Source organism: Dactylosporangium siamense (assembly GCF_016862795.1).
In the GTDB taxonomy this organism is placed as follows: domain Bacteria; phylum Actinomycetota; class Actinomycetes; order Mycobacteriales; family Micromonosporaceae; genus Dactylosporangium; species Dactylosporangium siamense.
Genome location: NZ_BONQ01000071.1, coordinates 23186 through 39823 on the forward strand (window position 1 = coordinate 23186; position 16638 = coordinate 39823).

Annotated in this window: 14 protein-coding genes; 8 read left to right on the forward strand and 6 right to left on the reverse strand. The window is 68.8% G+C overall.

Going from position 1 to position 16638, the window contains the following annotated elements:
* Window positions 1-19: 19 nt before the first annotated feature.
* Window positions 20-1213 (forward strand): glycosyltransferase 87 family protein, encoded by a 1194-nt coding sequence (locus tag Dsi01nite_RS22535; RefSeq protein WP_203848205.1) that lies wholly within the window; start codon window positions 20-22, stop codon window positions 1211-1213.
* 4 nt (window positions 1214-1217) lie between these two features.
* Window positions 1218-2669 (forward strand): glycosyltransferase family 87 protein, encoded by a 1452-nt coding sequence (locus Dsi01nite_RS22540; protein ID WP_203848206.1) that lies wholly within the window; start codon window positions 1218-1220, stop codon window positions 2667-2669.
* Window positions 2670-2732: 63 nt separating this feature from the next.
* Here the strand turns inward: Dsi01nite_RS22540 and Dsi01nite_RS22545 are convergent, their stop codons facing one another.
* Together Dsi01nite_RS22545 and Dsi01nite_RS22550 are read right to left on the reverse strand one after the other, a co-directional pair.
* The gene (locus Dsi01nite_RS22545) at window positions 2733-5006 is read right to left on the reverse strand and encodes a brain acid soluble protein 1 (RefSeq protein ID WP_203848207.1); all 2274 of its coding nucleotides are present in this window, start codon (window positions 5004-5006) and stop codon (window positions 2733-2735) included.
* The gene (locus Dsi01nite_RS22550; RefSeq protein WP_203848208.1) at window positions 5003-5776 is read right to left on the reverse strand and encodes a deoxyribonuclease IV; all 774 of its coding nucleotides are present in this window, start codon (window positions 5774-5776) and stop codon (window positions 5003-5005) included. Before Dsi01nite_RS22550 ends, Dsi01nite_RS22545 begins: the two co-directional genes overlap by 4 nt.
* Window positions 5777-6001: 225 nt before the next feature.
* Here Dsi01nite_RS22550 and Dsi01nite_RS22555 point away from each other — a divergent pair, with 225 nt between their 5' ends.
* The 5 genes from Dsi01nite_RS22555 (at window position 6002) to rplI (ending at window position 8676) form a co-directional block, all read left to right on the forward strand.
* Window positions 6002-6802 (forward strand): hypothetical protein, encoded by an 801-nt coding sequence (locus Dsi01nite_RS22555; protein ID WP_203848209.1) that lies wholly within the window; start codon window positions 6002-6004, stop codon window positions 6800-6802.
* Window positions 6803-7024: 222 nt separating this feature from the next.
* Entirely contained in the window at window positions 7025-7315 is a 291-nt protein-coding gene (rpsF, locus tag Dsi01nite_RS22560) for a 30S ribosomal protein S6 (protein WP_033359943.1), read from the forward strand.
* 108 nt (window positions 7316-7423) lie between these two features.
* On the forward strand, window positions 7424-7954 hold the full coding sequence (locus Dsi01nite_RS22565) for a single-stranded DNA-binding protein (protein ID WP_203848210.1): 531 nt from the start codon (window positions 7424-7426) through the stop codon (window positions 7952-7954).
* Window positions 7955-7974: 20 nt separating this feature from the next.
* Complete coding sequence (gene rpsR / locus Dsi01nite_RS22570) at window positions 7975-8214, forward strand: 30S ribosomal protein S18 (RefSeq protein ID WP_033359945.1); 240 nt, start codon at window positions 7975-7977, stop codon at window positions 8212-8214.
* A 12-nt stretch (window positions 8215-8226) separates the two neighbouring features.
* A complete protein-coding gene (gene rplI, locus Dsi01nite_RS22575) occupies window positions 8227-8676 on the forward strand; it encodes a 50S ribosomal protein L9 (protein ID WP_203848211.1) in 450 nt (149 codons plus the stop codon).
* Window positions 8677-8843: 167 nt separating this feature from the next.
* On the opposite strand, the gene Dsi01nite_RS22580 is transcribed toward rplI, so the two are convergent.
* Both Dsi01nite_RS22580 and Dsi01nite_RS22585 read right to left on the reverse strand, forming a co-directional pair.
* Window positions 8844-10439, reverse strand: coding sequence for a vWA domain-containing protein (locus Dsi01nite_RS22580; RefSeq protein WP_203848212.1), 1596 nt, complete (start codon window positions 10437-10439; stop codon window positions 8844-8846).
* Window positions 10440-10480: 41 nt separating this feature from the next.
* A complete protein-coding gene (locus Dsi01nite_RS22585) occupies window positions 10481-10912 on the reverse strand; it encodes a hypothetical protein (protein WP_203848213.1) in 432 nt (143 codons plus the stop codon).
* A gap of 337 nt (window positions 10913-11249) precedes the next feature.
* On the opposite strand from Dsi01nite_RS22585, the gene dnaB reads away from it, so the two are divergent.
* A complete protein-coding gene (gene dnaB, locus Dsi01nite_RS22590) occupies window positions 11250-14045 on the forward strand; it encodes a replicative DNA helicase (protein WP_275423409.1) in 2796 nt (931 codons plus the stop codon).
* A 647-nt stretch (window positions 14046-14692) separates the two neighbouring features.
* On the opposite strand, the gene Dsi01nite_RS22595 is transcribed toward dnaB, so the two are convergent.
* Window positions 14693-15313: a phosphoribosyltransferase gene (locus Dsi01nite_RS22595; RefSeq protein WP_203848214.1), complete on the reverse strand. Its 621-nt coding sequence runs from the start codon at window positions 15311-15313 to the stop codon at window positions 14693-14695.
* A gap of 94 nt (window positions 15314-15407) precedes the next feature.
* Entirely contained in the window at window positions 15408-16637 is a 1230-nt protein-coding gene (locus Dsi01nite_RS22600) for a glycosyltransferase 87 family protein (RefSeq protein WP_239136095.1), read from the reverse strand.
* Between the last annotated feature and the right edge of the window lies 1 nt (window position 16638).

Here is a 16638-nt window from a genome sequence, read left to right on the forward strand (position 1 = left end):
CTGTCGTTGGGGGTGTGGCTTGGAAGCGGGCAGGCTGAAGGCCGTCCGGTGGGGGCTGCTCGCGCTGTTCGTGGCGCTGGTGGCCTATGCGCACTGGTGGTATGGCATCCGGCACCACTTCTACGACCTCACGATCTACCGCCTGGCCATCGACTGGTGGCTCGACGGGCACGACCTCTACACGTTCACCAAACCGGACGACACGCAGGGCGCGCTCGGCTTCACGTATCCGCCGTTCGGCGCGATGGTGCTGGTCCCGTTCGCGCTCCTGACCAAGAACGCCGCCGTGACCGTCTACGCCGTCATCGCCGTTGCCGGGCTGCTTGTCACCAGCTACTGGCTGGTCGCCCCGGTGGTGCGCCGGCACGGCTGGTCGTTGCCGTTCATGCTGGTGCTGTCGACCGTCGTGTTCAGCACGCTGGAGCCGATCCGTGAAACGTTCAGCTTCGGCCAGATCAACGTGCTGCTCATCGTGCTCATCCTGGCCGACCTGCTGATCCTGCTGCCCCGGGAGAGCCGGTGGGCAGGTGTGCTCATCGGCCTTGCCGCCGCGATCAAGCTGACCCCGGCGATCTTCATCGTGTATCTGCTGGTCAGCCGGCGATACCGGGCCGGCATCACGGCGATCGTGAGCGCCGCGGTCGCGACGCTCCTCGCCGCCGCGGTCGCACCCCGCGCCTCGTGGGACTTCTGGAGCGACACCCTGTGGAAGGGTGACGGGATCGGCAACAAGGCCTACATCCCCAACCAGTCGCTGCGTGGCCTCCTTGCCCGTTACGACGCGCCCGGGTGGCTGTGGGTGCTGCTGGTCCTGGCCGTCGTCGCCGTGGGGCTCTGGCGCGCCCGCCGGGCCGCGCTCGCCGGCGACGAGCTCGTCGGGCTCACCATCGCCGGCTTCGTCGGCTGCCTGGCCAGCCCGATCACCTGGATCCACCACCTGTACTGGTTCGTGCCGGCGCTGGTCGTCCTCGTCGACGCGGGCCGGCGATGGCTGGCGGTATTGATCGCGGTCACCGTCGGCGTCGGCATGGTGTCGCTGTACGACCAGGGCCTGCCCGTCGACCCCTGGGGCAAGGGCGTCCTGGGCTTCTTCATCGAGAACTGGTACGTGCTGCTCGCCGCGGTGCTGCTGTTCGCACTGCCGATCCGGCGGATCGACGGGCAAACCACGTCGGGTGGTGCACCCGCCTCCGAGGTAGCGACGGTACGGTGATGCGATGCCGCCGACTGTGCGACCCGAGCACCGCCTGAGTGACGAGCCCGCCACCTCCGACCGCTTCGTCGGTGGCCTCTCCGAGTCGATCGGTGGGCCCCTGGGCAGTCACGCAGTGCGGACGTCGAGCCGTTTCTGGACCCCCGCACGAGTGGTCCTGCTGCTGATCTGCGCCATGCTCAGCTTCTCCTGGATGCAGAAGTCCCCCTGTCGCGACGGCGCCTGGGCGGACATGAAGCAGTACAAGTACTTCTGTTACACCGACGTGCTGGCCCTGTACTACGCCGAGGGGCTGAACGAAGGCCAGGTCCCCTACGCCGACCACAAGGTCGAGTACCCGGTCCTGACCGGCGCGTTCATGGGCGTCCTCGGCCTGCCCGTGCACTCCCTCGGCCAGCAGGGGGCGATCGACAACCCGGGCCAGACCTTCTACGACCTCAACGCCGTGGTCCTCAGCGCGTTCGGCATCGCCGCGGTCGCCGCCACGATCGCGGTGCGCCGACGAAGGCCCTGGGACGCCGCGATGTTCGCCGCGGCACCCGCGCTGTTCGTGTCCGCGACCGTCAACTGGGACCTCTTCTGCGTCGGCCTCGCCGCCATCTCGATCACATTCTGGGCCAGACGAAGACCACTGCTCGCCGGTCTCTTCCTCGGCCTGGCGACGGCCGCGAAGTTCTATCCGGTGCTGATCCTCGGCGCCCTGCTGGTGCTGTGCATACGCACCGGCAAGTGGAAGGAAGCCCTCGCCACGTTCGGTGTCGGCGCCGCCACCTGGCTGGCGATCAACGTGCCGGTCGCGATCCTCTACTGGGAATCGTGGATCAAGTTCTGGGACTTCAACTCCCAGCGCGGCATCGACTGGGGCACCCTCTGGTACATCGGAGCGCACTTCCCGCGCGGCTCCGGGCAGTACGGGTTCCCCTACTTCCAGAACCTCGACCTGGACCCTGAGCACGCCACCCTGAACGTGCTGTACCTCGGCCTGTTCCTGCTCTCCTGCGTCGGGATCCTGATCATCGGCCTGAGGGCGCCGATCCCGCCGCGCCTGGCCCAGCTCGCGTTCCTGATCGTCGCCGCGTTCCTGATCACCGGCAAGGTCTGGTCCCAGCAGTACGTCCTGTGGCTGATCCCCCTCGCGGTGCTCGCCCGTCCCCGATGGGGTGCGTTCCTCGCCTGGCAGGCGGCCGAGGTGCTCTACTTCGTGTCGTTCTACGGCGAGCTCATGGGCGCCTCGGGCCGGCAGGTGTTTCCGGAAGGCGTGTTCGTGCTCGCCTCGATCCTGCGGCTGGTCACGCTCGCGGTCCTGGTCGGCTACGTGATTCGCGACATCCTGCACCCGGAGTTCGATGTCGTGCGGGAGACCTACGAAGGCGAGGATCCCGACGGCGGGGTCTTCAACCGTGATGAGGTCGAGCCACCACTGATCGTTCCGCCACCGCTCGTCAAGACGCTGTAGCAAATCGAACGAAGGGCCGGCGGAATTCCGCCGGCCCTTCGTGTTGCTACGTCCTGCCCCTGGTCAGCGGTCCTCGACCTGGTAGAGCACGACGTCGCCCTGCTCCGTGCGGGTCAGGCCCAGACCGTCGATCGGCGCGTCGATTGCCCGCTCATAGGCGCTGCCCAGCGCCTGGCTGCGAACCACGACCACGGTGCGGATGCCCCGCTCCCGCAGCAACGCGACGGTCCCCTCGTCCGGGAACTGCTGCATCGTCAGCCGCAGCTCCTGCTGGTCCATCGGCGTGAAGCCGCTGCCACCGTTGACGATCTTCGGGAACCCGTCGGTGCTCCACAGCATGACGTTCATGTCGAACAGCTCATGACTCGGCAGCACCATCAACGGACCCTGCACCGTGCTCATAGCCACCGGCGCCGTCGGCACCACGGGATGTGGGGTGCTGTGCGTGCCCTCGAACAGCACCAGCATCACCGGGATCAACGTGGCCAGGCGCGGGAAGAACCCGGCCCGGTCGCGGCGCTCCGTCTGCGTCCGGTCGGCGAACAGCTCCACCGCCCGCTCCGCGAACGCGCTCACCGCCCCGGCCGCGAGCAGCGCCAGGAAGAGTGTCGTCCACACCACCAGACGCCCCGACGTGCGGATGCCGTCGAAGCCCGGCAGCGCCCGATACAGCGCCAGGTAGCCGAACTCGCCCTTGCCGAAGCCGTTGGTCCCCATCGCCAGCGCGATCGTGCCCACGACGCCGACCAGCATCCAGATCCGGTGCTTGATCCGCCACGTCGAGACGAACAGCCCGGCGAACGCCAGCCCGTACAGGAAGAAGCCCGGCAGCAGCGCCATCTCCGGCGCCCAGGTCAGCGTGCCGCGGGCGGCCCGGTACGCCTCGCCCCACAGCCACGACTCCGGCGGGGCGATGAAGAACCCCTTCAACGGCGGGGAGAACAGCCCGACCAGTTCCTCGCTGCGTCGCGCATACGGATGCTCCTTCAGCACCTGCAGGTATGGATACGCCATCAGCCCGCCGACCGCGGCGAAGATGGCCCCGCCGCCGAGATTGGCGAAGAACAGCTTCCAGCCGAACGGCCGGGTCACTCCCCACTTCCGCACGTGCCGGTAACCCCACGACACCGCCGTGACCACCACGATCAGCAGCAGCGCATAGACGAACGGGATGCCGATGCCGAAGCCCAGACTGATCTGCCAGGCCGCGACCAGCCAGCCGGCGAGCACCCAGCCCCACCGCCGCCGGTCCGGCTGGTAGCCGTCCCGCAGCGAGAAGCCGTGCCCGCGGGCGAGCATCGCCAGTGCCAGCGCGATCCCGCCGATCGACAGCACGTGCAGGTGACCCGCCTGCCCCAGCCGCCACGGCGCATAAGCGAACGCGGCGCCGGCGACGACCGCACCGGTCGGCCTGGCGCCCAACTGCCGGGCCAGCACATAGGCACCGAAGAACGCGAGCGCGAAGATCAGCACGTAGATGATGTTGTACCGCACGAGCGCCGCCATCGGTCCGCTGCCGATCATGCCGGCGGGTGCGTAGCCGAGCAGCGTGTCCGAGAACGCGTAGCTGTACTTGTCGGGGAAGAACGCGTTGGCGTTCCACAGCTGCGCCGGGTTGGTGGTGAGGATGTGCCCGCCCCATGACATCTGCCAGGCCTGCAGCGTCGGGTCCGCGGTGTCCTCCGGGATCGTGGTCGCCGGGTGCTGCAGGGTCGGCCAGGTCATGACCGCGGCGAGCAGCACCGAACCGACCGCGGCCATCGTCCACTCGTGACCGAGGAAGCCCCCGACGGCGTTGCCGACCCGTGCCACCACCCGGCGGGCACGGCTGGGCACCGCTTCAGGGACGGGCGCGAAGGAGCCGAACGGATCCTCGGCCTTGACCTTGACGAGGCTCACCCGCTGGTCGGCCGTCGCGGCGGCCTTCCCGTCTTGCGCGGCCCCCTTCTCGCCTTCCTTGCCGCCGGCTGCCCCAACCGGCCCGGTCGCCGCATCCGTGCTGGATGCCGCGTCCGTGCTGGCCGGGTCCGTGCTGCTGGCTGCGTCCGTGCTGGGGGCTGTCTTCGGGGTGCTGGCTGCGTCCGCGGTGCCCTTGGCCTCCGCGGTGCTCTCGGCGTTCGCGGTGCTCTCGGCCTCCGCGGTGCTCTCGGCGTTCGCGGTGCTCTCGGCGTCCGCGGTCGGGGCCCCCTCCTCGGGGTCTGCCGTGCCCCTGGCTGCCGGCTTCCCGTTGCCGGAGGCCGACTCCTCGCGGACCGTCACCGCTGGCTCCGGCTTCTCGGATCTGGTGGCGGCTGGCTCCGCCTCCGGGTCCTTCTCGGTCTCGGACACATTGCTCACGCCAGCCGCTCCCGCAGGTAGGTGATGTCGGCGGTCTGCCCGTCGGCTCCGCCGGGCGTCTCGACCAGGGCCGGCGCGTTGGCGGCCCGGATCACCGCGACGATGAGCTCCGGGTCGATCTCGCCGGCCGCGAGGTTGTCGTGCCGGTCCCGGCCCGAGTCGAACCCGTCCCGCGAGTTGTTGGCGTGGATCAGGTCGATCCGGCCGGTGATGGCCTTGACCCGATCGACGATGTCCAGCAGATCCTCACCACCCGCGTGGGCGTGGCAGGTGTCCAGGCAGAACCCGACCTCGTATTCGCCGACCGCGTCCCACAGCCTGGCCAGCGCGTCGAAGCGGCGGGCGCAGGCGTTGTCGCCGCCGGCCGTGTTCTCGATCAGCACCGGCGTCGCGAAGCCACCCTCTTCGGCGGCATACGCGAAGGTCTTGCGCCAGTTGTCGAAGCCCGCGTCCAGGCCGTCGGCGTTCTCCACGTGCCCGCCGTGCACGATCAGGCCCTTGGCACCGACCTTCGCGGCTCCCGCCGCATGGCTGAAGAGCAGCTTGCGGCTGGGAATGCGGATTCTGTTGTTGGAGGACGCGACGTTGATCCGATACGGCGCGTGGATGTAGATGTCGACGTCGGAGGCGATGAGCGCCTCCGCGTCGGGACGGTCTTTGGGGTCGATCCATTTTTGCGGGTCGGTCAGGAAGAACTGGACCAGGTCAGCACCGCGCGCCGCGGCCTCGGCCAGTGGCTCAGCGGGGTCGACGTGAGCACCGATTCGCATGCCGCAGAGCCTACGACGTGGGACCGACAGTTTGCGCGACCCGGCCCCCTGGGCCGGCGGGTAACCCGACCGAAGGGTCCGGAATGCCAGGCTTCCGTCACCGTCCAGTCGGCCGCGTCGTTACGCAACTGGGCCGCCCGTGATCGCGTGGCCTCGATGGAACGGCATCTGATCAATCCTCAACCTTGGATGGCTACCTTGTCTGGACACCGACCGGCTTTCCGCGTGGCGGCAGCCGCCGCCGCGTTGTTCGCCGCGGCCCTGACCGTGGGCGCCAGCCCCGTGCACGCCGCACCCTCCACCCCGACCGTCGAGTTCAGCGGCGGGAGCGTGTTGAGCCTGCTGGTGTGCAAGTCGGAGCCCAGCACCGGCAGCGTCTCGGTGCCGGCCGAGTCGCGGGTCAACTTCGTCAACCGGCTCGGCCAGGGCGCGACCCTCAAGGTCGACGGCAAGGCCGTCTCGACGGTGGAGCCCAACCAGGCGGTCCCGGTCGTGTTCAAGAAGGGCCCGGTCAACGTCGCCATGACGTTCTCCTGCGGCGTCGGCGTGGTCGAGCAGTTCAAGCCGGTCTCCGTCGGGGTCACCGCGCCGCCCGCCGCACCCGCGGCGGGGCAGGGCGCGGGCCAGGCGGGCCGCCCGGCAAGCACGAGCGGGCCGGCCGGCGCCGCGGCAGCGGCCGCCAACCAGGCCATCAACCCGTCGCCGACCGGCCGCTCGACCCGGAAGCCGTCGACGACCGCGTCGGGCAGCACCGGTGAGGCGGACGGCACCGGCACCGAGCCGGTCGACCCGTCGCTGCTCGGCCCGGACGCGACCGCGTCGCCGGCTGCGGGGGCCAATGTCAACCCGAGTGCGTCGACGGACGAGCGGGTATACGTCGAGGAGCCCGTCGCCGCGAGCGGCCCGGCCACGAACGCCCCCACGGGCCTGCTGGCACTGGTCGCGACGGTCTGCGTGGTGGGCGTTGGAATCGCCGCAATTCGGGCTATTATTGCGCAGCGGTCATCGCGCGCTAGCTTCGCTTAAGGTACAATTAGGTAGCTCCGCGGGGCGCCGTCATCCAACGCACCGGTGTGGTCGTTCCTCCCCAGGTCCCACCCAGAGAAGCGGATGACGCGCCCCGCGGTCTTTGCGTGTACACACACCGTGTACTCTTGCTCGGTCTGCCGTCCATCGGAGGGCAGACGACGCACGACCTCCTGCCGCGGATGGACCGCGGCCGCTTAGCCCGTGGGAGGTGAGAACGTCTTGCGTCATTACGAAATCATGGTGATCCTCGATGGAAGTCTCGAGGAGCGCACCGTCGCACCGTCGCTCGACACGTATCTGAACGTGATCCGGACGTCGGGTGGCTCGGTGGAGAAGCTCGACGTGTGGGGCCGCAGGCGCCTCTCGTACGAGATCAACAAGAAGACCGAGGGCATCTACGCCGTCATCGACCTCCAGGCATCGCCGGAGTCGGTGGCCGAGCTGGACCGTCAGCTGCGACTCAACGAGTCCGTGCTGCGCACCAAGGTCATCCGGCCCGAGGTCCGCTAAGCGGATCCGGGCGAGATCGACCTGCTTCGCCGGCCACACGTCACCGGGAATTGTCATACCCCTGTGACAAGGTGGGCCGTACCCCAGTGCGCGAGGAGTTGACTCAATATGGCAGCAGGAGACACCACGATCACGGTCATCGGCAATCTGACCGACGACCCCGAGTTGCGCTTCACTCCGTCTGGAGCAGCCGTGGCCAAGTTCCGGGTGGCATCGACCCCCCGGTTCATGGACAAGGCCTCCAACGAGTGGAAGGACGGCGAGCCGCTGTTCCTGTCCTGCACGGTGTGGCGCCAGGCGGCGGAAAACGTCGCCGAGTCGCTGCAGCGCGGTGCCCGCGTGATCGTCTCCGGCCGCCTGAAGCAGCGGACCTATGAGACGCGCGAGGGCGAGAAGCGCACTGTCATCGAGCTGGAGGTCGACGAGATCGGCCCCTCGCTGCGCTACGCGACTGCCAAGGTGCAGAAGATGCAGCGCTCCGGTGGCGGTGGAGGCTTCGGCGCTTCATCCGGCGGTAGTGGCGGCGGCGGAGGCGGTGGCGGCGGGTTTGACGACCCGTGGGCCAGCGCGCAGCCGGCGAACGCTGGAAGCGGCGGCGGCAGGTCGAGCTCATCCTTCGACGACGAGCCCCCGTTCTAATGGCATCAGGAGCAAGAGCAATGGCGAAGGCTGCGGCCCTGCGCAAACCGAAGAAGAAGGTGAACCCTCTCGACAAGGAGGGCATCGCCTACATCGACTACAAGGACACCGCGCTGCTGCGCAAGTTCATCTCCGACCGCGGCAAGATCCGCGCTCGGCGGGTGACCGGCGTGACCGCTCAGCAGCAGCGGCAGATCGCGCGTGCCGTCAAGAACGCGCGCGAGATGGCCCTGCTCCCCTACACCGCGACCGCGCGATAAGGGGAGGCTGACATGAAGATCATCCTGAAGCAGGAGGTCACCGGTCTCGGGACCCCCGGCGATGTGGTTGAGGTCAAGGACGGCTACGGGCGTAACTACCTGCTCCCGCAGGGCTACGCGATTCCGTGGACCAAGGGCGGCGAGAAGCAGATCGCGACCATCAAGCGTGCCCGTGGGGCCCGCGAGATCCGCGACCTGGGCCACGCCAACGAGGTCAAGGCCCAGCTGGAGAACCTCACCGTCAAGCTGGCCGTTCGCGCCGGCGAAGGCGGCCGGCTCTACGGCTCGGTCACTCCGGCCGAGGTTGTGGACGCCGTCCAGAAGGCCGGCGGTCCGTCCCTGGACAAGCGCCGCCTCGAGCTGCCCGGCCACGTGAAGTCGGTCGGCGACTACAAGGTGCAGATCAAGCTGCACCCCGAGGTCGCTGCCACCTTCACGCTGAAGGTCACGGCCGCCAAGTAACACCGCTGCAGACAAAAGGGGCCCGCAGGTGGAGCGGGCCCCTTTTGCTGTCTCCTACCGGTGAACTCCCCGCCGCCGGGACAAGCCCCTTGCCGTCGCTTACCGGCAGAACCTCGCCGCCGCCGGGACAAGGGCCCGCAGGTGAAGCGAGCCTCTCTTGCTGTCTCTTACCGGTACAACTTCACCGCCGCCTGAATCACGTCGGCGAGCTCAGCGACCTGCTTGTCCTCCTCCGACAAGCCCTTCGCCAGCCGCAGCAGGTCGTCGAGCCGGACCTCCTCGGCGTAGCGGCTGGCCCGCAGGACCTCGGCGAAGTACGCCGCCGTGTAGCAGACCTGCAGCTGCGGCGCCGCCGACGTGAACTCGCGATCCAGCGACGCCACCGTCACCGACAGGTTCTGCTCGCTCGGCTCCCGCGTCTGCGGGTCCTGCCACCGCACCCGCACATCCGCCAGATGCCCCTCGGCGCCGGACCGGAGATGCAGGGCGTACAGCGCCGTCACGGCATGGCCCGGGCCGACCTCGCCGCCGTCGACCCTGTCGTTGCGGAACGCCGACGCCGAGAGCGTCCGGTTCTCATAACCGATCAGCCGGTACGACGCCACGGCCGCCGGATCGAACTCCACCTGCGCCTTCGCGTCCAACGCCCGGACCGCGAGCGTGGCCGGCAACTGCTCGACGAACACCTTGTTCGCCGCGGCGGTGTCGCTGACGTAGACGACATAGCCGTCGCCCTTGTCGGCCAGCTCCTCCATGAACTTGTCGCCGTAGTCACTGCCGACCCCGACGCCCATCATCGTGATCTGCTTGGCCGCCGCCTCCTGCACCTCACGGACCAGGGACGTGGCGTTCGTGGAGCCGACGTTCGGCAGGCCGTCGGAAAGCAGGATGACGCGATTGGTCGAACCCGACCGGAAGCTCTTGCGCGCCGTCTCGTACCCGAGCCGCAGCCCCGCCTCCAGGTTCGTGCTCCCCGACACGCGCAACCGGTCGATCGCACTGTGCAACGCCGACCGGTCCCGCACCGGCGTCATCTGCCGCAGGACGTCGGCCTCGTCGGAGTATGCGATCAACGCCACCGAATCCGTGGTCCGCAACTGATCCACCAGCGTATGCAAACCGCTCTTGACCAGGTCGAGCTTGCCGGGCTCCGCCATCGAACCGGACACGTCCACGACGAACGTCAGCGACGCGTCGAGACGTTGCCCCTCAGGCTCGGCTCTCGTCTGCAGCCCAACCCGGAGCAACCGCGCCGAATCACTGGGGTTGAGGTGCGTCCGAGGCAGCCGCGCACCGTCAGCAGACACGGCGAAGCCGTCGCCCGTCGGCTGCCGGTACCCCTGCCGAAACGAGTTGACGAACTCCTCCGGACGAATCGTGCTCGCCGAGGGCCGCTGCCCCGACAACAGTTGCCGCTTCGCGTAGCCATAGGACGCGGTGTCCACATCGACCGCGAACGTCGACACCGGCTGGTTCGACGCCGACTGCTCGCCGGGAGCCTCATCCGCCAGCTCACCGGTCACGGGCGGACCGGGCTTACCGTTCTCCGCATTTGCCGGCGCCTTGGCACCGGAACTGGGACCGTCTTCGGACGCACTGCACGCGGTCAGGCACAACGCGGCGATCACGGCGACGGCGGCGACACGGTACTGACTGACCATGGGGGCCTCCCTGAAGGTGTTTGGCCAGTCAGACGCCGACCCGCCTGTGATCGGCTCCGAGCGTAACCGGACAGAGACCCAAGCGTGAGCATCGGTGATCATCTCGCAAGGATGCTGTGACCCTTCGACGGGAACCGATCGGATCAGAACTGCGTCGCGAGCACCGCGAAGATCACCGTCGACATGCCCGCACCCAGCACCGCGGAGGCGAAACCGATGGTCCACGCCCGCCATCCGGACGTCGCCCAACCCAGGAACATGGCCACCGTGATCCCCAGCGCGAGTGCCAGGGCGATCTGCGGCACCCCGTCCAGCAGATTCGTGAACGCCTCGGACCGCGGCGCCGGACATTGCGCCCCGAACGCGTCCACGCAACCCGGCCGCGGCTCCGACGACAGTGTCGCCGCCCAGATCACGTAGCCGATGAGCGGCACGACGTACCAGCAACCGGTGGCGATGAACGCCCCCGCATAGTCGGTGGACTCGTCCTCTTCCTCGTCCTGTCGTCGGACCGACCGCGGAGCGTGGTCACGACGACCCGGCTCACGTGATCTGTCCCACTCCGGGTAACCCACGGCCGCAGCGTCACTCGCCCGTGCGGAGCCCGCCATCGTCCGTCCAGCCGGAAAACACCGGCCCGTCACATCACTCGATTGGGCGACTATTTTTCGCACACAGGCTGTGGATTACGAACAAGCAGCTCAGGGGCCATCTGTGGATCCCGGACGTGGAGTTATCCACAGGACTGTGCACAGCTGATCCCCCGTTTGTGGGCCGTGGTCCACAGGTTGTCCCGAGGGTTGTCCACCGGCCGGTTTTGACGAACGCCTGCCGCTCCATACCGTTGCGCAGGGCGCCCCTGTTTTCAGAGCGGTTTTGTCATACCCGCGAGGTCTACTGGTTGGTGCGGGTATGACGTTGGAGGGGCGAGTGTCGATCACCGAAGACATACAGGGCGGCGACCCTTGGGACGACGCGACCCCGGCCGAGCCGCGCCGGCAACCCCCCAAGGACCAGTCCAAGGGATCTGAGCGGCCCTCCGGCGGCGCCGAAACCTTCGAACGCACCCCACCGCAGGACGTCGCCGCGGAGCAGAGCGTCCTCGGCGGCATGCTGCTGTCCAAGGACGCCATCGCCGACGTCGTCGAGATCCTCAAGTCCCACGACTTCTACCGGCCCAACCACACGGTCGTCTTCGACGCGATCCTCGACCTCTACGGCCGCGGCGAGCCCGCCGACGCCGTCACCGTCGCCGCCGCGCTGACCGACGCGGGCGAGATCGCCAAGGTCGGCGGCGCCGCCTACCTGCACACCCTCATGGCGGCCGTGCCCACCGCCGCCAACGCGTCCTACTACGCCCGCATCGTCGCCGAGCGGGCCGTCCTGCGCCGGGTCATCGAAGCCGGCACCCGCATCGTCCAGCTCGGCTACGGCTCCGCCGGCCCCGGCGGCCGGGACGTCGACGACGTCGTCGACCTCGCCCAACAGGCCATCTACGACGTCACCGAGAAGCGCGTCAGCGAGGACTTCGCCATCCTCGCCGAAATGCTGCAGCCGACCCTCGACGAGATCGAAGCCGTCGGCGCCCAAGGCGGCGTCATGACCGGCGTCCCCACCGGCTTCAGCGACCTCGACCGCCTGCTCAACGGCCTGCACCCCGGCCAGCTGGTCATCGTTGCCGGTCGACCTGGGTTGGGCAAGGCCCTGGCGCTCAACACGCCACTGCCGACGCCCGACGGCTGGACAACGATGGGCGAGGTCAAGGCGGGTGACCAGCTGCTCGACGCCGCCGGCCGGCCGACGACCGTCGTCAACGCGTTCGACGTGCTGCACGATCGCCCCTGCTTCGAGGTGGAGTTCTCCGACGGCAGCGTGATCGTCGCCGACGCCGAACATCTCTGGAAGACCACAACGAGAGCTGCCCGACGACAGCGCTCCGAGACCACACAGTCACCGCAATGGCCCGCCGCGGCGCGCAACCAGGTGGCATCGGTGCTGGCTCATTCCACGACGCAGCGAGACTCGCTGGTGACCTTCGGCGAGGCAGTTCAGCTCGTCGGACCCGAATTCCGGCATGTGCTCCACGTTGTGGGCAGCGAGGTCGGAACGTCGGGTCAGGTCGTCCGCGAGTATCAGCGAGCGGGCAAGTCATGGCGGCGTTCAATTCAGGCCTATTCCACGCACGCGCTGCTCACGACGCTGCACCGGCGGCTCAACAGAACCATGAACGCCGAGACGACCGCCAGGCACGAGGGCGTCGTGACCACCAAGGACATTGCGAACACCCTCCGGCATCCGACAGACGGCCGCCTCAACCACGCCGTAGAAAATTGCCGCGCGCTGCAGCTGCCGGAGCGTGATCTGCTCGTGCCGCCCTACACTCTCGGTGCGTGGCTGGGAGATGGCCACTCCGCGGCCGGCCGCATCACCACAGCCGACCCTCAGATCGTTGCCAACATCGCCGATGACGGATTCGAGATCAGGCCGAGCTCCGCGCACCCGATGCTGTATGGCATCGGCCGCTCAGGCGAGCGGGGACCCGCACTGGTCAGCAGCCTTCGGGTGCTCGGCGTTCTCAACAACAAGCACATTCCATCCGTGTATCTGCGCGGTTCGGAGCGGCAACGACGAGCGCTGCTCGCCGGCCTGCTGGACACCGACGGCACCGTGACGAGCACTGGCAACGCGCAGTTCACGTCCACCTCGGCGCGGCTCGCGGGTGACGTACGCGAACTGGTCGTCAGCCTCGGATACCGGTGCACGGTGACGATCAAGCAGGTAAAAGGCCGTACTCCGGCCAGTTCGATCGCCTACACGTTGAACTTCACCACGGTCGACGACCTGTTCCGGTTGGAGCGGAAGCGGTCCGCGCATCAGGACCGGCGGCGCAGCCTCAGCACGTCGAGGACCGGTGCCAGGTACATCGTCGATGTCAGACCCACTGCAAGCGTCCCGGTCCGGTGCGTGCAGGTCGACAACGACGCCCACCTCTACCTGGCAGGGCGCTCAATGATCCCGACCCACAACTCCACCGCCGCAATGGACTTCAGCCGGGCGGCGTCGGTGAAGCACAACATGGCGAGCGCGATCTTCAGTCTGGAAATGTCGAAGGTCGAGATCGTCATGCGACTGCTCTCGGCCGAGGCTCGGGTGCCGCTGCACGTGCTGCGGTCCGGGCAGCTGTCCGACGACGACTGGACCAAGCTGGCCCGCAGGATGGGCGAGATCAGCGAGGCGCCCCTGTTCGTCGACGACACGCCGAACATGAACCTCATGGAGATCCGGGCCAAGGCGCGGCGGCTCAAGCAGCGGCACGACCTGAAGCTGATCATCGTCGACTATCTGCAGCTGATGACGAGCCCGAAGCGGACCGAGAGCCGGCAGCAGGAGGTCGCCGACCTGTCGCGTGGTCTGAAGCTGCTGGCGAAAGAGGTCGAGTGCCCGGTAGTCGCGGTCAGCCAGCTGAACCGTGGCCCGGAGCAGCGCACCGACAAGCGACCGCAGCTGTCCGACCTTCGTGAGTCGGGCTCGATCGAGCAGGACGCCGACGTCGTCATTCTTCTGCACCGTGACGACTACTACGACAAGGAATCCCCGCGCGCCGGTGAGGCCGACTTCATCGTGGCCAAGCACCGAAACGGCCCGACCGACACGATCACGGTCGCCGCACAGCTGCACCTGTCGCGCTTCGTCGACATGGCCATCTGAGCCGCGATCGCCGCTGATCGCCGATGCGGCATGGCTGTGCTGGGCACGGTTGCGTTGGGTATGGCTGTGCTGGGTATGGCTGTGCGGGGTACGGGTGTGCGGGGCAGGGTGCGTTGGGCACGGTTCTGCGGGGCACGGCGCGCAGAACCAGCTGATGTCGCTGGACCGGGGCGCTCGGCCGCGAGGCGTTCGACGCGGTGCGCCGAGCGGTCCTCCTTGTGGTGGTCTGCCTTGTGGGTGGTCTGCCTCGTGGTGGTTTGGTGGTGGGGGTCTGCGGCTGTGCAGGGTGCGACCAATCGCCGGGCTGATCGAAGGTGGGTTGCGCCCGCTGGTGCACGTCCGGCGGCGTCGCGCCTTGGATCACGACCGAACTGTCGCAGCCACTCGCGGAGCAGCGCCACCTGCGGAGCAGCGCTTCGATCAGTGCCGTCCTTCGATCATGTCCGCAAGATCGCCCCGCCCAGCGCAACCGGGTCCTGGGCTTGTGGCCGCCGGCCCGGGGCGTTCACCAGCCCATCGTGATGGGGACCGGCCGTCCGGACGACCACGGGACGACTTCGATCTGCCACAACAGCGCGGAGCGAGCTCGCAAAGAGCCCTGTTCGGGCATGGGAAATGCCGGATCGGGCGTGCGCGGTGGGCGAGGGTCAGGGGTGGCTCAGGAGGCGGGCGACCTCGGCGTCCGGGACCTGGTGGAAGTCGTCGTAGTAGCGGCTGACCGCACCGAAGTATTCGGACATCAAAGGGCAGACCACCTCGTCCGCGGTGTGGGCCAGGCGTTCGAGGGCCTGGGTCGCACCGACCGGGACGGCCAGCACCACGCGAGCGGCCGACAGCGCCTTGGCGACCGCGATCGCCGCCCCGGCCGTGGCACCGGTGGCCAGGCCGTCGTCGATGATGAGGGCGACCCGCCCGGTGAGGTCCAGCGGGTCGCGGCCGATGCGGAAGAGGCGGTCGCGGCGGCGGAGTTCGGCGGTTTCGTGGCGGATGATCGGGGCCATCTCGTGCGGTTCGAGGCGGATCTCGGTGTTGAGGACCTGGACGCCGCCGGGGCCGATGGCGCCGAAGGCGACCTCGGGTGCCCACGGGACGCCGAGCTTGCGCACGACCATGGCGTCGAGCGGGATCCGGAGCCGGCTGGCGACCTCGGCGGCGACGGGCATGCCGCCGCGGACCAGGCCGAGGGCGATGACGTCCGGCCGGTCGGCGTAGCCGGTGAGGAGCGCGGCGAGAGCGGCTCCGGCTTCTTGGCGGTCCCGGAAGGCCATGCTTCCTGTTTACGCCGTGCCCGAGGACGCTGACCAGCGACTGACGGACCGGCCGGGACGAATCATGCGCGGCGACGCCACTCCTGCGGAAGGGCTACGCCGCTCCTGAGGATGCTGACCGGCGGCCGGCGGGCCCGCCGGGGGAGCCGGGTGCGGTGGGCGGTGCGGTGGACGGTGGGCGCAGCGCCCACCAGAGGGCGGCGAAGGCGGCCGGGTAGAGGAGGTACCCGAAGCGGGTCGACGGGATGAGCAGGATCGCCGCGGTGAGGCCGACGGTGACGACGAGCACGGCGGATCGGGTGTCCTGAGGTGGGCGGCGCAGGAGCCAGACGCCGATGGCGATGCCCGCGATGAGCAGGAGCGACAGGGCGATGGTGCGCCCCGCGTCCGCCGAGGAGGCGATGAGCTGCCCGGGCAACGGCGACTGGGCGGGGCTGGTGACGAGGCCGTGGCCGGCCGGGAAGCGCAGGACGTTTTCGACGAACGCGGAGGGGGCGACGGCCAGGGCGGGCAGCATCACCAGGATCGGCAGGCCGAACGCGCCGGCGGCGAAGACAGCGACGTTGCGCAGGTTTGCAACAGCGGCTCCGCGCCGCTCGGAATCACCAGCGCTGCCGGTGGTGCGCCAGGCGAGCACCAGCAGTACCAACGCCGCAGGAAGAGCAAACAGTTTGAGTGCGCCGGCCAGTCCGATGGCGATGCCGGCCGCGGCCCAGCGGTGTCTGGCGGTGAAGGCCATGGCGAGCAGTGACAGGCTGACCACTGGCAGGTCGTCGCCGCCGGTGGTCAGGGTGAGGGTGCAGATCGGCAGGACGGCGACGGATTGGGCGACGAGGACGAGGCCGGGCGGGGCGACCAGGTCGGTGAGCAGTCGCAGGGTCCAGAGCAGCGCGACGACGGTGGCGACGGCGAACCAGATGCGGGCGTCGGTCCACCAGTGGTTGCCGAACAGTGCTCGGGGGATGCCGAAGATCGACATGCCGGGTTGGTACGGCGAATACCCCAGCAACCGGTCCTCCGCCGGAAGTGCGGCGATGTCGGGGCGGTCGAGGTAGGGCGTGCCGGTGTGGAGGAGCCGCCGGCCCATCTGCTCGACGACGAGGACTTCTTCCTGCGCCCGGTCGGTGCGGCCGCCGGCGCGCTGCACGGCCTGCGTGATCAGGGGCACGAGCGTGACCGCCGCGAAGACGGCGAAGGTGAGCAGGAGCCGGCGGAGCACGACGAGCGTGATCAGGAACGCGGCGGCGTAGCCCCACCAGGCGATCTCGCCCCAGGCGCGGTGCGGCAGCAGGGTCGAGGTGAACGCGGTGATCGCGGCGAACACG